Source organism: Microbacterium oxydans, assembly GCF_006540085.1.
GTDB lineage: Bacteria > Actinomycetota > Actinomycetes > Actinomycetales > Microbacteriaceae > Microbacterium > Microbacterium oxydans.
The window spans coordinates 831,868-846,401 of the sequence record NZ_BJOG01000001.1 but is presented as its reverse complement, the minus strand read 5'-3'; the positions used below and the strand labels follow the sequence as shown (position 1 = coordinate 846,401).

15 protein-coding genes are annotated in these 14,534 nt (G+C 69.7%); 5 read left to right on the top strand and 10 right to left on the bottom strand.

The window, feature by feature from the left end; translation table 11 throughout:
- Window positions 1-10 precede the first annotated feature (10 nt).
- From MOX01_RS04015 to MOX01_RS04005, 3 genes are all read right to left on the bottom strand, one after another.
- Window positions 11-748, bottom strand: coding sequence for a DUF1684 domain-containing protein (locus MOX01_RS04015; protein ID WP_046747570.1), 738 nt, complete (start codon window positions 746-748; stop codon window positions 11-13).
- A gap of 263 nt (window positions 749-1,011) precedes the next feature.
- The gene (locus MOX01_RS04010) at window positions 1,012-1,863 is read right to left on the bottom strand and encodes an alpha/beta fold hydrolase (RefSeq protein ID WP_046747569.1); all 852 of its coding nucleotides are present in this window, start codon (window positions 1,861-1,863) and stop codon (window positions 1,012-1,014) included.
- Between the two features lie 35 nt (window positions 1,864-1,898).
- Window positions 1,899-2,636 (bottom strand): copper homeostasis protein CutC, encoded by a 738-nt coding sequence (locus MOX01_RS04005; protein ID WP_058632928.1) that lies wholly within the window; start codon window positions 2,634-2,636, stop codon window positions 1,899-1,901.
- A gap of 59 nt (window positions 2,637-2,695) precedes the next feature.
- Between MOX01_RS04005 and MOX01_RS04000 the strand changes: the two genes are divergently transcribed.
- From MOX01_RS04000 to MOX01_RS03990, 3 genes are all read left to right on the top strand, one after another.
- Complete coding sequence (locus MOX01_RS04000) at window positions 2,696-3,136, top strand: MarR family winged helix-turn-helix transcriptional regulator (RefSeq protein ID WP_046747567.1); 441 nt, start codon at window positions 2,696-2,698, stop codon at window positions 3,134-3,136.
- A 5-nt stretch (window positions 3,137-3,141) separates the two neighbouring features.
- Window positions 3,142-4,476 (top strand): MFS transporter, encoded by a 1,335-nt coding sequence (locus tag MOX01_RS03995; protein WP_141368830.1) that lies wholly within the window; start codon window positions 3,142-3,144, stop codon window positions 4,474-4,476.
- Between the two features lie 62 nt (window positions 4,477-4,538).
- Entirely contained in the window at window positions 4,539-4,826 is a 288-nt protein-coding gene (locus MOX01_RS03990) for a hypothetical protein (RefSeq protein ID WP_045264425.1), read from the top strand.
- Between the two features lie 87 nt (window positions 4,827-4,913).
- Here the strand turns inward: MOX01_RS03990 and rocD are convergent, their stop codons facing one another.
- From rocD to MOX01_RS03960, 6 genes are all read right to left on the bottom strand, one after another.
- On the bottom strand, window positions 4,914-6,119 hold the full coding sequence (rocD, locus tag MOX01_RS03985; RefSeq protein WP_058632929.1) for an ornithine--oxo-acid transaminase: 1,206 nt from the start codon (window positions 6,117-6,119) through the stop codon (window positions 4,914-4,916).
- Window positions 6,116-6,994, bottom strand: a complete 879-nt coding sequence (ddaH, locus tag MOX01_RS03980; RefSeq protein ID WP_046747564.1) for a dimethylargininase — start codon at window positions 6,992-6,994, stop codon at window positions 6,116-6,118. The genes rocD and ddaH overlap by 4 nt, the downstream gene beginning before the upstream one ends.
- A gap of 214 nt (window positions 6,995-7,208) precedes the next feature.
- Window positions 7,209-8,225, bottom strand: coding sequence for an NAD(P)-dependent alcohol dehydrogenase (locus MOX01_RS03975; RefSeq protein ID WP_141368472.1), 1,017 nt, complete (start codon window positions 8,223-8,225; stop codon window positions 7,209-7,211).
- The gene (locus MOX01_RS03970; protein WP_141368470.1) at window positions 8,222-8,452 is read right to left on the bottom strand and encodes a helix-turn-helix transcriptional regulator; all 231 of its coding nucleotides are present in this window, start codon (window positions 8,450-8,452) and stop codon (window positions 8,222-8,224) included. Before MOX01_RS03970 ends, MOX01_RS03975 begins: the two co-directional genes overlap by 4 nt.
- Window positions 8,452-8,916: a hypothetical protein gene (locus tag MOX01_RS03965; protein WP_230977797.1), complete on the bottom strand. Its 465-nt coding sequence runs from the start codon at window positions 8,914-8,916 to the stop codon at window positions 8,452-8,454. Before MOX01_RS03965 ends, MOX01_RS03970 begins: the two co-directional genes overlap by 1 nt.
- A gap of 51 nt (window positions 8,917-8,967) precedes the next feature.
- Window positions 8,968-12,618 (bottom strand): proline dehydrogenase family protein, encoded by a 3,651-nt coding sequence (locus MOX01_RS03960; RefSeq protein ID WP_141368468.1) that lies wholly within the window; start codon window positions 12,616-12,618, stop codon window positions 8,968-8,970.
- Window positions 12,619-12,813: 195 nt separating this feature from the next.
- Between MOX01_RS03960 and MOX01_RS03955 the strand changes: the two genes are divergently transcribed.
- Window positions 12,814-13,149 carry a hypothetical protein gene (locus MOX01_RS03955; protein WP_141368466.1) on the top strand — a complete coding sequence of 112 codons (336 nt, stop codon included), beginning with the start codon at window positions 12,814-12,816 and terminating at the stop codon, window positions 13,147-13,149.
- A 130-nt stretch (window positions 13,150-13,279) separates the two neighbouring features.
- Here the strand turns inward: MOX01_RS03955 and MOX01_RS03950 are convergent, their stop codons facing one another.
- Window positions 13,280-13,840 (bottom strand): acyl-CoA thioesterase, encoded by a 561-nt coding sequence (locus MOX01_RS03950; RefSeq protein ID WP_058632957.1) that lies wholly within the window; start codon window positions 13,838-13,840, stop codon window positions 13,280-13,282.
- A 131-nt stretch (window positions 13,841-13,971) separates the two neighbouring features.
- On the opposite strand from MOX01_RS03950, the gene MOX01_RS03945 reads away from it, so the two are divergent.
- A complete protein-coding gene (locus tag MOX01_RS03945; RefSeq protein WP_045264712.1) occupies window positions 13,972-14,481 on the top strand; it encodes a GNAT family N-acetyltransferase in 510 nt (169 codons plus the stop codon).
- Window positions 14,482-14,534 lie beyond the last annotated feature (53 nt).

Here is a 14,534-nt window from a genome sequence, read left to right as displayed (position 1 = left end):
TTACGGCGGGTCAGCCTCCGAGCACGACGACGCGCTCACCCGCGCGGATCGGGGTCGAGTATCGATTCCCGGCGGGCGGCAGCGGGCACACGAACTGGTCGGAGAATGCGCACGGCGGCAGATAGGCGCGGTTGAAGTCGATCACGGCAGTGCCGTCCACGGCCGGTTCGTCGACCGGAAGGAACCGGAAGCGGTAGGTCTCGAGGCCGTTCGTCCCGTCTGCGAACACCGCGCTCAGCCCGCCCTGAGCACCTCGGGTCACGGTGAGCGTCTGCGGCGCGCCCGCCAGCTCGAAGCGCAGCCGACCGGCGACGGGCGTCTCCCGCGCATCGCCGTCGACCGACGTGATCACGATCTGCTCGTCGGGTGTCTCCTCGAAGACAGCCGGCAGACGCCAGCGCTCGTCGGGGGCATAGGCATCGATCGCAGTGAACCACTCGCGCTGCGGACGAGCCGGATTCAGCACACGCAGCGCTATCGTGCCGTGGCGCTCGAACACGCGCAGCTCGCGGCGCCCGAGCCGGATGCTCTGCGTGCCCCGCAGCGTGACGGTGGATCCCGCCTGGCCCAGCTCGCTGCCGCGGATGCCGCCGTCGCCGGTGAGCGCCCAGAGCCCGGGGATGCCGTCCACGGCCGCGGCCTCCGTGATGAGCCAGTTCGTCGACTCGAGTGCCGACGGGCCGTACTCCGATCCCGCGTACCGCTCCCTGGACGCGTGCCAGTCCTGCCAGTCCTTCACGAAGCTCATCGGAGCGCTCCCTCCCGTGCGGGGTGCCGCCGAGCGGGCACTCCTCGCTCATGCGCGGAATATTGCCCCGAATCTACGGTGACCCCGCGGCGCGCGAGACGCCCGTGTCACACGCCTTCACCGCGCGTAACGTCGCGTTACATCCGCACCACGCGGGAACATCTCGCCCGAGACCCACGCTCCCCGCCGAGACCCACCGCGGCGAGCGGTCGCCACAGTGGGTGTGGACGAGGAGCATGGGTCTCGGCGGTGGAGCCGGGAGCTCAGCGTGCGGGGATGTGCGTGTCGAGCCAGGCGAGCACGTCGGCGCGCACCTCGTCCTGCTGCAGCTCCGCGAAGATCTCGTGGCGCGCGTCGGGGTAGACGAGCGTGGTGACGTCGGTGAGACCTGAACGGTTGCGGTACTCGTCGGCGAGCTTGTGCACGCTGCGCGGTCCGCCCACCGGGTCGTCCCGCCCGACCAGCAGGAGCATCGGGATGTCGTGCCCCAGGTCCTTGGCAGGGCGGCCGTACAGCTTCGCCGCCTCGATCGGGCCGAACAGCTTGAGCAGCGGCACATCGGTGGTCAGCGGATCCTCGTCGAACGCGGTCCACACGGCGGGGTCTCGGCTGAGCCACTCCAGCCCGGTCGCGCCCTCACCTGCCCAGCGCGCATTCAGCGGAGCGGCGTTCAGTGAGCCCGGCATGCGCAGGGCAGAGCCGGACAGGATCACGGCGTCCCACGCGTCCGGGTGCTCGTTGACGAGCATCTGTGCGAGGAATGATCCCCACGAGTGCCCGAGCAGCACGAGCGGCAGATCGGGATTCTCCTCGCGGATGATGCCCGTCAGCTGCCAGACGGCTTCCACGGCCGCACGCAGCCCGCCCTTGCCCAGACGGCCGAGCTTCTCCGGGCCGCCGTGCTGGCGGATGCCGGTGCGGCCATGACCGCGGTGGTCGTCGGCGTAGACGTGGAATCCGGCAGCCGTGAGCGCGGTGATCAGCGCACCGTACCGCCCTGCATGCTCTCCGACGCCGTGCAGCAGCTGCACCACGCCGCGCGGGGTCCCCTCGGCGGGATGGACGTCGTAGACGATGTCGACACCATAGGCATCGGTGAACTCGCGGGTATCCATCACGCTGCGAGCCTACCCATCACCGGAAGAGGCGGCTACCGTGCAAGGGCGTCGCGGATCGCGAAGGCGGTGTCGCGATCGGTCACCTCGTAGCCGCCGACCCCGTCGGAGGCCGACCCCATCCGCACCCCGCCGTCTTCGTTCACGGCACGCTTCGCGGAGAAATGGATCGCGTCCACGCCCGCGGCTGCGAGCAGCGGAGCGCTCGCCACATCGACGCCGCTGCCCGCCATGATCTCGATCTCGCCCTCTGCGGCCGCGACGAGCGCACGCAACGTGTCGATGCCGTCGATCGCGGCCGACGCTCCCCCCGAGGTGAGCACCCGACGCAGGCCCAGCTCGCGGGCGCTCCGCAGCGTCGCGACCGGATCGGCCGTCACGTCGATCGCGCGGTGCAGCGTCGCGGGTGCGCCGGCTGCGGCATCTCGGAGGCGCGCCATGGCGAACAGGTCGAGTCGCCCCTCGGCGTCGAGGGCGCCGATGACCACGCCCGCAGCACCGGCGGCGATCGCGCGGCGCACATCGAGCTCGGCCACGGCGAGTTCGTCGTCGTCGTAGTGGAAGCCGCCCGCGCGCGGGCGGATCAGCACGTGCACCTCGGGGCCATCGACCCCTGCCGTCTCGACGGCGAGCTCGATCGTCGCGGGCGACGGGGTGAGTCCACCGAGGGCGAGAGCCGTCGCGAGCTCGACGCGTGCCGCGCCGACCTCCTTGGCGATGCGCACTCCGGCGGGGTCCTGCACGGCGATTTCCAAGGCGAGCGTTCGGGTCACCCCTCCATTGTGCCCGCTGCCGCGACGGCATCCGGAAAATTAGATAGGCTATCTAAGTAATGTCTGCGTCTGATGAATCCCTCCGCCTCACCGCCACAGACCTTCGCATGGCCACGTTCCGGCTGGCCCGCCGCCTCCGCTGCGCCCGCGCCGCCGACTCGATGAGCGACGCGCAGCTGGCGGTGCTCGCCGACCTGCGCATGAACGGCCGACGCACGGTCTCGACCCTCGCCGAACGCGAACGCGTGACCGCGCCGTCGATGACGAGCACGATCAACGGCCTCGAGGAGCAGGGCTTCGTCGTGCGCACCCCCGACGAGGACGACCGGCGACGCGTGCAGGTCGACATCACCCCGGCCGGTGCCGAGATCGTGGTCGAGACCATCCGCCGGCGCGACGAGCTGCTGGCCGACATGCTGCGCGAGGTCGACTACACCGAGGCCGAGCTGACCACACTGCGCGAAGCGAGCGCCCTGATGCGGCGGGTGGTGGAGAGATGAGCGCCATGTTCCGCTCGTTCGCGAACATCAACTACCGGATCTGGTTCGCGGGCGCCCTGATCTCCAACGTCGGCGGATGGATGCAGGCCACCGCGCAGGACTGGGTGGTGCTCACCGAGCTCACCGACAACGACGCCACGGCGATGGGCGTCACCATGGCCCTGCAGTTCGGGCCTCCCCTCGTGCTCGTGAGCATGACGGGGTGGGTGGCCGACCGCTTCGACCGCCGGCACATCCTGTTCGCGACACAGTCGGCATTGCTGGCCCTGGCCATCGCGGTCGGTGTGCTGCTGCTCAACGACCTCATGACGCTGCCGATGATGTTCGGGTTCGCCCTCGGATTCGGCATCGTGAACGCCTTCGACGCCCCGGCCAGGCAGGCGTTCGTCTCGGACATGGTCTCCACCGGCGACACCTCGAACGCGGTGGCCCTCAACTCGGCGTCGTTCAACCTCGCCCGCATGGTGGGACCGGCCGTCGGAGGCCTGCTGATCGTGGCGATCGGCTCGGGCTGGGTGTTCATCGTGAACGCCGCGACCTTCCTGGCGATGCTCCTCGCGCTCCTGTTGATGCGGCGCAGCCTGCTCGCCCCTCGGCTGAAGAACCGCAGCCGCGGTGGCCTGGCAGCCGGCTTCCGGTACGTATGGGGACGCAGCGACCTGAAGGTCGTCTTCGTCACGGTCTTCCTGATCGGCGCCTTCGGCATGAACTTCCCGATCTTCGCCTCGACCATGGCACTCGAGTTCGGTGCGGGAGCCGACGGATACGGTGTGCTCAGCTCGGTGCTGGCCATCGGGTCGCTGATCGGCGCCCTGCTGGCCGCACGTCGCGACCGGGCCCGGGTACGGGTGGTGATCCTGGCTGCCGGAGGGTTCGGGATCGCCGCCTTCGTGCCGTCCGTGATGCCCAGCTACGCGTCGTACGCCGTGACCCTGACGTTCACCGGGTTCATGATCGTGACGCTGCTCACCACCGCCAACGGCTACGTGCAGATCACCACCGATCCCGCACTGCGCGGCCGTGTGCTCGCGCTCTACATGGCGGTGATCATGGGCTCGACCCCGGTGGGCGCTCCGATCGCGGGGTGGGTCGCCGACACGTTCGGGCCGCGCGCTGCGATCATGCTCGGCGGCACGGCCGGATTCGTCGCCTGTGCGATCGGCGTGATCTGGGTGGCGACGTCCGGGCGCCTGCGACGCGACGAGAACCGCCGCTTCCTGCTCACACTCGACGAGACCCGCCCGCTCAGCGTGATCGAGGTCGACCCGATCGAGTTCAGCGACGAGGCCGCCGTGACCACGCCGATCCGCACCGCCAAGCGGCGCGACCCCGACGACTGAGCATCCTCGGCCTGTTTGTCAATGCCCTCTGCGGAGGGCCGCACCCGACGTAGCGTCGTCGCATGGACGAGAACACGGAACGCACCCCCCACCCGCAGGACCCGGCAGAGGGCGCACCCGGAGTCGGAGCACCGGACGAGGACTCCGGCCAGGGCGACGGCACCGGCGGAGCCATCCAGGGTGATGCCTCGCGCGGCGAGTCCACCGGAGGAGCCATCCAGGGCGACGCCGGCCAGGGCCATCGTGCGGCCCTCGGCGGCGACGAGAACACCGAGGACCAGCTCGACGCCGACAACGCCGCCGAAGAGGACACCCTCAAGACGCTCGACCCGGATTCCCCACCGGCCTGAGCGGCACGAGGACAGCGCCACCGCCAGCCGTCTCATCCCCAGTCGACGGCCGTGACAGCGGTGGCGCTGTCCGTGTCGGCGGGTCGGTCAGGCGCCCAGCACGAGCTTGAGCTGCTCCACCGCCCAGTCGAGCTCGGTCGCACGGATCACCAGCGGCGGCGCGATGCGCACCGTCTGTCCATGCGTGTCCTTCACGAGCACGCCGCGTTCGAGCAGCTTCTCGGCGATCTCCCGCCCTGTGCCCTTCGCGGGGTCGATGTCGACCCCGGCCCAGAGTCCCGCGATGCGCACGGCCGTGACGCCGTGGCCGATCAGCGGCTGCAGCGCCTGCTCCAGATGGGCTCCCAGCGCACGGGCGCGCTCCTGGAACTCCCCCGTCTGCAGCATCTCGACGACGCGCAGGCCCACGGCTGCGGCGAGCGGGTTGCCGCCGAACGTCGAGCCGTGCTCGCCGGGACGGATCACACCGAGCACATCGGAGTCGCCGACCACGGCCGAGACCGGGAGGATGCCGCCGCCCAAAGCCTTACCGAGCAGGTACAGGTCGGGCACGACGCCCTCGCGGTCGCATGCGAACGTCTCTCCCACGCGACCGAGACCGGCCTGGATCTCGTCGGCGATGAACAGCACGTTCTTCTCATCGCAGATCTCGCGGATGCGGCGCAGGTATCCCTCCGGCGGGATCACGACCCCTGCCTCGCCCTGGATCGGCTCTACGAGCACGGCGGCAGTGTCGTCGGTGATGGCTGCGGCGATGGCGTCCGCGTCGCCGTACGGCACGACGTCGAAGCCGGGCGTGTAGGGCCCGAAGTCGTCGCGCGCCTGCTCGTCGTCGCTGAAGCTGACGATCGTGGTCGTGCGTCCGTGGAAGTTCCCGGCCGCGACGATGATGCGTGCCCTGCCCTCGGCGATGCCCTTGACGCGGTAGCCCCACGCGCGGGCGACCTTGATGCCGGTCTCGACGGCTTCGGCACCGGTGTTCATCGGCAGCACGAGGTCTTTGCCGGCGAGCTCCGCCAGCGCCGCGGCGAACGGTTCGAGGCGGTCGCTCTGGAACGCACGGCTGACGAGCGTGACCCGCCCGAGCTGCTCGGTGAGCGCGGCGACGAGTGCCGGGTGCCGGTGTCCGAAGTTCACGGCGGAATACGCGGCGAGCAGATCGAGGTAGCGCTTGCCCTCGACATCCGTCACCCACGCGCCCTCTGCGCGGGCGATGTTCACGGGCAGCGGGTGGTAGTTGTGTGCGACGTGCGGCTCGGTGTTCACATCGGCGCCTGCCTCCAGCGCGGTCACTTCGCGCCCCGAAGCTCGAGCGTGCAGCACTTGATGCCGCCGCCGCCGAGCAGCAGCTCGGAAAGGTCGATCATGATCGGGTTGTAACCGCGCTCGCGCAGCTGCTTCTCGAAGCCCTTCGCGCGCGGGGAGATGATCACGTTGTAGCCGTCGCTCGCCGAGTTCAGGCCGAACACCGAGCCGTCCTCGTCCGACACCAGGATCGCGTCGGGGAAGCGCTTCTCGAGCTCGGCGCGGCTCGCGTCGTCGAAGGCACCGGGGAGGTACGCGATGTTCGCGTGCTCCGGGCCGCCGTTCTCGAGACCCTGCACCGGATCGAGCACGGCGATCGCGGTGTCGAGGTGGTAGAAGCGCGGGTCGACCAGGTTGAGCGACACGACCTCGCGGCCGAAGACCTCGCCGACCTCGCGGTGACTGTCGCCGGTCGAGCGGAAGCCGGTGCCGGCGAGGATCACGTCACCGACGAGCAGGAAGTCGCCCTCGCCCTCGTTGACCTCCTTCGGCATCACGGTGTCGTAGCCCGCGCCGCGGAACCAGTCGGCGAAGGCGGGAGCCTCGCCCTGGCGCTCGACGAAGCGGAACTCGGGCACATAGGCGCGGCCGTCGATGAGGAACCCGCCGTTGGCCGTGTAGACCATGTCGGGGTATCCGGCGAGCGGCTCGATGAGCTCGACGTCGTGGCCCAGCTCGACGTACAGGTCGTGGAGCTTCTGCCACTGCGCGACCGCCTTCGCGGTGTCGGTGGGCTTCGACGGCTCCATCCACGGATTGATGGAGTAGTTGACGGTGAAGTGCTCCGGCTTGCACATCAGGTAGTGGCGGTGGTGCGCGGTGCGGGCGGGGGCGGTGGAGACGGCGGCTTCAGGCGTCGACATGGGAGCTCTCCTCGGAGGACGGGCGCGGCGGACGCTGTCCAGGGGCCCGGCGGTCCTTCGACCCTTCGCTCGATCGAGCGGGCGTCGGGGAAGATGCGACTCGGGCACGCCGGGGTCCATTCTGTCACCCGCCCCCTGTGCACCGCCAGAGCGCGGTGGGGGGTGCTCCGCCACACCGCTGTCGGTGCGGCACCAGAACACCGCCGATGAGCGCTCAGACCGCGGTGCCGGCGACCACGAGCTTGCCCACCGTGTGGCCGGCTTCCAGTCGGGAGAGAGCCGCCGATGCCTCGGCGAAGGGATACTCGCGCTCGATGACGGGGACGATCCGCCCCTCGGCCACGAGGTCGAGCAGCTTCGCCAGCACCTCGGGGCGTGGCGTCGCGGCGAGCGGTCGGATGCTCCGCGAGCCGATCGACAGGAACACCGCGCGCAGCATCCGTGGGACGGGGCCGAGCACATGGCCGCCGTCGCCGGTGACCAGCACGACTGTGCCGCCGGGAACGACGAGACGCTTCAGCTCGCGCAGCGGCATCCCTCCCGCGATGTCGATGATCGCGTCGAATCGGCCGTCCGCGAGCGTGCTCAACGGCGACTCCCTGTGGTCGAACGTGCGCACCGCGCCGAGCTGCTCGATCAGCGGCGCGTTGCGGTCGCGACAGGTCGCCCATACCTCGGCTCCGCGGAGAGTCGCGAGCTGCACGGCGAACGTGCCGACGCCTCCGGATGCACCGATGATCAGCACGCGCGGCGCCCCACCCGCCGCGTGGCCACCGTCTGCGAGTCCGACCCCGGCGAGGTCGAGCGCCTGCCAGGCGGTACCACCGGCGACCGGCAGGCAGGCAGCGGCGTCTGCCGCGATGTCGGTGGGGATCGGCACCAGCCGAGCGGCGGGAACCCGGACATACTCGCCGAGCCCTCCCCCGCCGACGAGCTCACCGACCACCTCTTCGCCGACCTCAGCACCGACGACATCGGCCCCGAGCGCCACCACGGTGCCCGCGACCTCCATGCCGCGCACCGGGTGCTTCGGACGTGTCAGCCCGAACACCGGTCGCACGAGCAGAGGATCACCGAGCAGAAGACGCACGTCGCCCGCGTTCAGGGCCGTGGCGCGCACGCGCAGCAGCACCTCGCCGCGTCGAGGAACCGGCATCGAGGTGTGTTCGAGGGCGACGCCGTCGGCGGGCCCGTACGTCTTCCTGGTCCACGCCTTCATCGATCGGCTCATGATCCTGCTCCTGATGTGTCGGGGTACTCGAAGACGTCGTCGAGGCCCACCCCGAAGGCGCGGGCGATCTGGAAGGCGAGTTCGAGCGTCGGCGAGTACCTCTGCTGTTCGATGGCGATGAGCGTCTGGCGCGTCACGCCGACCGTGCGCGCGAGCTCGGCCTGAGTGAGTCCCGCCCTCTCGCGATGAGCGCGGATGGTGTTGGAGACGAGAGTGGGCTTGACCATCAGACGAGGCCTCGCCGGTAGGCGATCACCCTGGCGACACCGCCGACGAGCGCGGCTACCGCGAAGCCCGCGAACATGGTGTTCGCGATCCAGAAGACGTCGGCCCCGACAGCGCACAGCGCGATCACCCCGAGGCCGGCGATCACGATGAAGGCCTGCTCCACCCGCCCACCCATGCGGCTGATGTCGCGGTCGCGGATGTCGGAGCGGCCGACCCCGTCGGGATCGCTCATCCCGGCGATGATGCCCCACACCACGCTGAGCAGGATCGTCGCGACGATGCCCCCGCCGATCACCCACAGCATGAGCGGGAACCAGTCCACATCGGTGAGCGGCCCTCCTCCAGCCTGCTGGAGGACCAGCACGACGTACACGACCATCACGATGGGGCTCACGATGAGTCCCGCCCACGCATTGCGCTCTTCGTAGACCACGACGCCTCCGATGTAAAAGATTCTTGACACGTTCAGCGTACGGCCGCTCGCCAGAAGTGTCAAGAATTCTTTACATGCGGCTCAGATCACGTCGCTGCTCCACGCGTCGAGGTTGCCGTAACGGTGCGCGGTGATCGAGATCGACTGCTCGTGCACGAACGGCAGCAGCTCGATGCGGGCGGCCGCCGTCACCTCGCCGTCGTACACCGCGAGGTCGGGATCGCCAGCGGAAGCCGCGGCCAGCTCCGCGCGGAGAGCGGCGACACCCTCACGACCGCCGACCAGTCGCACTCGATCGCTCGCCGGCAGTGTGACGCCTTCGAGGTCGGCGTCCTGACGGAGCAGCCGCTGCAACCACTCGTCGTCGCTCTCGAGGAACACCGGGGCGTCGAGGTCTCCGAGCGCTCGGCGCACCTCGGCGGGCAATCCGGAAGGGGTCGAGATGACGAACCTGGCGCCGGAGCGCACCCCGGCGATCACCACGCGCAGCAGGTCGTGCAGCGCGGCGTCGTCGGTCGCGCGCACTTCGACGGGCACGGGGCGATAGCGGAACAGGTTGCGCTCGACTCCCAGACGCGACACGTCGCGCACCTGGCCGAACTCCCGATCCCAGGCCAGCGCATCCGAGAGAGCCGAGCGCCGCAGCCACTCGAACGACTCATACGCGAGCGAGGACTGTGCCGCCTCGATCACCGCGGTGATGCGCGAATCGAGCCCGCGCAGGTGCAGGGTGCTGGAGGCCGGCCCTCCCGACTGCGAGTGCCACGATCCCAGACCGATGAGATAGTTGGGCCCACCCGCCTTCGCGCCGGGGCCGACCGAGGAGCGCTTCCATCCGCCGAAGGGCTGACGCTGCACGATCGCGCCGGTGATGCCGCGATTCACGTAGAGATTGCCCGCCTGCACCCGGTCGAGCCAGTACGACAGCTCCTCCGGATCCTGGGTGTGCAGCCCTGCGGTGAGTCCGTAGGCGACGGCGTTCTGCATCTCCACGGCGCGCGCGAGGGTCGGGGCGTGCATCACCCCGAGCACGGGGCCGAAGAACTCCTCGGTGTGGAAACGCGATCCCGGTTGCACCCCGACGCGCACGCCGGGACGCCACAGCCGTCGGCTGCCGTCGTCCGCCGCGGCGAGAGACGGCGCGATCAGCCACTGCTCGTCGCCCTCGAGCTCACTCAGCGCCCAGGCGAGCTTGCCCTGCGGCTGCTCGACCACCGGCCCCACCTCGGCCAGCGGATCGGTAGGAGGACCGACGTGCAGCGAGCGCACGGCATCGGCCAACTGGCGGGCGAACCGGGCCGAGCGTCCGACCGGCCCCACGAGGATCGCGAGCGACGCCGCCGAGCACTTCTGCCCGGCATGTCCGAACGCGCTCTTGGTGAGGTCGGCGACCGCGAGATCGAGATCGGCCGAAGGGGTGATGATGATCGCGTTCTTGCCGCTGGTCTCGGCGAGCAGCGGCAGATCCGGGCGCCAGGAGCGGAACAGCGCCGCCGTGTCCCACGCCCCGGTGAGGATCACCCGGTCGACGGCGTCGTGCGTGATGAGCTCGCGACCGAGCTCCCCCTCTTCGACGTCGACGAGCGCCAACAGGTCGCGGGGGATCCCGGCCTCCCACAGCGTCTCGGCGATCACCGCCGCACAGCGACGGGCCTGCGGTGCGGGCTTGAAGACCACACCGGAACCTGCGGCGAGCGCGGCGAGCACTCCTCCGGCGGGAATGGCGACGGGGAAGTTCCAGGGCGGCGTGACGACCGTGACGGATGCCGGGACGAACACGGCGCCGGCGATCGCGTCGAGCTCCCTGGCCTTGGCTGCGTAGTACCGCGCGAAGTCGACGGCCTCGCTCACCTCGATGTCGGCTTCTGCGAAGACCTTGCCGGTCTCGGAGGCCGCGACCTCGATGAGGTCTCCGCGACGGGCCTCGAGTGCAGCCGCGGCACGCAACAGCACCTCGGCACGCTCGGCGGCAGGTCGCCCGCCCCAGGCCGGGGCAGCACGACGCACACCGTGCACGACCCGCTCGAGCTCGTCCGCATCGGACACCTGCGCCGCCGCGATCGTGGCAGACCCCAGGTCGGAGGTCGCGATGCGCTCGCGCACCTCGCGCGCCCATTCGCGGTTGGCGGGAAGCGCGGGGTCGCTGTCGACGGTGTTCGCGAAGCCCGGGGCTCCGCCGGTGTCCTGCTCCAGCTCGCGGGCGGAGTAGACCGCGGTCTCCAGGAACGCCTCCCGGCCGCTGTCGTCCGAGCCGCGGGAGATGCCGAGCACCGCCTTGGTCAGGTCGGTCTCCGGCACCGGGGCGACGGGTGCAGGGCGCAGCGACTCGTGCACGGGGGCGAGACGGTCCTGCGTGCGACGGGGTCCGATGCGCAGCGTCGGGTCGCCCGCCCTGTCGAGCGCATCGAGGAAGCGATCCTGCTCGCGGACGAACAGCGACTCGTCCTCGCCGAGCCGGAAGGCGGCGGAGAGGAAGTTGTCCGGCGAGGCGTTCTCCTCGAGCCGGCGCACCAGGTAGCTGATGGCCACGTCGAACTCCGCTGGCTCCACCACCGGCACGTAGAGCAGCACCGGTCCGACCTCGCGCGAGACGGCTCGCACCTGCCCCTGGGCCATGCCGAGCAGCATCTCGAACTCCACGGCCTCCCGCACGCCCCGCTCGCCCGCCAGCAGCCAGGCGTAGGCGATGCCGAAGAGGTTGTGCCCCGCGACGCCGATCTTCACCGCAGCCGTGTGCTCCGGCTGCAGCGCCCAGTCGAGGCAGCGCAGGTAGTTCGCGTCGGTGTCGAGCTTGGTGTCGTAGGTCGCAGGCGTCCACCCGTGCATCCGCGCCTCGACGTGCTCCATCGCGAGATTCGCCCCCTTGACGAGACGCACCTTGATGCGGGCGCCGCCGTGCGCCACGCGGTCCTGCGCCCACGCGGTGAGCTCCTGCAGGGCGGGCAGCGCGTCCGGCAGGTACGCCTGCAGCACGATCCCGGCTTCGAGCCCGGCCAGTCGGGAGTCCTCGAGGATGCGCGTGAAGACGGCGATCGTGAGGTCGAGGTCGCGGTACTCCTCCATGTCCAGGTTGATGAAGGTGCCGTCGGCCGCCGCCGCGAGATACAGCGGAAGGAGCCGCTCGACCACCTCGTCGACGACCTCGTCGAAAGCCCACATCGACAGGTGGCTGATGATCGCCGAGACCTTCACCGAGACGTAGTCCACGTCCGGACGGCGGACGAGCGCGTGGATGCCGTCGAGCCGTCGTCGGGCCTCCGCCTCCCCGAGCACGGCCTCGCCGAGCAGGTTGAGGTTGAGCCGGGAGCCGTCGGCGCGGATCCGCTCGATCGCGGCGCCGAGCTTGGCAGGGCGCGCGTCGACGACCAGGTGCCCCACCATGTCCCGGAGCACCCGACGGGCGATCGGCACCACGGGCGTCGGGAGGATCTGCGCGACCCCGCCACCCAGGCGCACCACCGAGCGCAGGTACCAGGGCAGGAACTCCGGCACGATCGGGGCGATGCGGTGCAGCTGCGAGGCCGCGGCGGTCAGGCTCTCCGGACGCATGACGCCGTCGACGAACCCCAGGGTGAACGGGAGTCCGTTCACGTCCTGCAGCACTCCGGCGAGCCGAGCGGCCGCGGGGTCTGGTTCTGTCGCCGCGGCCTCGATCGTCCACCGCCGAGCCAGCTCGACGGCACGGTCTGCGAGGGATGCGGATGCCACGGCATCCGGCGGGAGGTCTGCCATGGATTTCAGCCTAGGTCTGGACACCCCGGATTCCCGGGATCCCACCCGTTCGGAGCCGCTCGAAGCTCTCGAATCACGCAACTGGTTGTGTTTTGGACCCGGATGCAACCAACTGCGCGATTCGAAACGAGGGATACAGTGACTTCCGATAACGCCTGGGGGACGACTTCCTTCGGGCGAGAATGGAGGATTACCTTGACCAAGACGATCAGAGTCCGGTGGCGAAATCGGGTCCGAAATGGGTTCACGGCTCTGGCCCTCGCCGGCGTGATGACCCTCGCAGGCGCGGCCGCCGCGCACGCTGACATCGGCTGCTCATACGACATCCGCAAGGGCATCTCATCGAGTGCGTGCTCAGGCACCATGCCGAAGAACGTCGATAGTGCGATCCGAGCCAAAGGTTCGGCCTGCTACGCCTACTCCTGGACCGTCACGACGAAATGGAACAAGTTGATCGGCCAGGAAGTCGCGACAGGCATCAAAGATGGCAAGCTTCTCTGCTACGGAAAGATCATCGGAGGCCGTCTGTAGCTGTTAGCCCTGGGGCGCCGGTCGTCGTCAGGATCGCCAGCACACGCCTAAGCTACCGCGCCGGTGCGGACGGAGAGAACGTTCCTCTGCCGCTCAGCCCCTCGGGGTTTTCGAACTCAGCCCCAGACGCTCAGCCCCAGACGCTCGGGGCCTTCGCCCGCACGGGAGGGAGCGCCGAGGCCGCTGCCCAGTCGTGCACCCAGGCGTCGATCTCCGGAACACCCTCCGGCTTGCCCACGGCCGCGAAAAGCTCCTCGTTGCTGACGGTCCCTCCGGTGCGTCGCAGCATCCTGGCCCGCACGATCGCCCGTGCGTAGACCTCGCCGTCCACGACGGCGCGGTGCTCCATGAAGAGCGCCTTGTCGTCGTGCCCGATGAAACGCGACTGCACCTCGAACCGCTGCCAGAGCTGCAGCGACTTGCGGAACGTGATCGTCTCGCTGGAGACGACCGCATACCAGCCCCGGTCCTTCATCGCATCGAACAGTCCGGTGCGGATGAGCAGGTCCCAGCGCCCGAGGTCGAACAACGACAGGTAGCGGCCGTTGTTCATATGGCGCAGGATGTCGATGTCGGTGGGCAGCGTGGTCAGGGTGATGCTGCCGACGGCGGTGGGGTCGAGGGCCTTCCCCCGTCGCACGCGGCGGCGAGCGCCGAGGATCACCAGGAGGGTCCGCCAGATCACGTTCACGAGCATCGATCGTAGCCAGGAGTGCACGATCGGCGAACATCGTTGTGCGAAACCTCCATGACCGCGGGAAGGGTGTCATCGAACATCCCCTCGATTTCCCCTTCGCGGACGCCGCGCGTAGAGTCACGACCATGAGCGCCGAAGCCCAGCCTGAAGTCATCGTCCGTCCGGTCCGTGATGTGGATGCGGAAGCCCTCGGTCGCGTGCATGCGCAGTGCTGGCACGAGACCTACGACCACCTGATCAGCAAGGCGGCGCTGGAGAAGGTCTCGCCCCGCCGCATGGCCGAACTGTGGACGCACTGGGCCTCGCAGGGCCCCGAGTTCAAGATGAACGCCGCGCTGGTCGACGGGGAGATCGTGGGCTTCGTCGGCTCCGGCCCCGCCCGCGACAAGGACGCTCCGGCGTTCCGCGAGCTCTACTTCATCTACCTGCTCGACGCCTATCACTCCACCGGCATCGGCCAGAAGCTGTTCGACGCCGCCGTGGAGAAGGACGAGCCGCTGTACCTGTGGGTCGCCGAGGACAACCCTCGCGCGCACCGGTTCTACACCCGCAACGGATTCCACCTCGACGGCGCATCGCACACCGAGCCGTTCCTGGGCGAGACGCTGACCGAAGTGCGCTTCGTCCGCCCCTGACCCTCCGAGCACGTGCAGAGCGGGCCGTCTCCCCCGGGAGGCGGCCCGCTCTG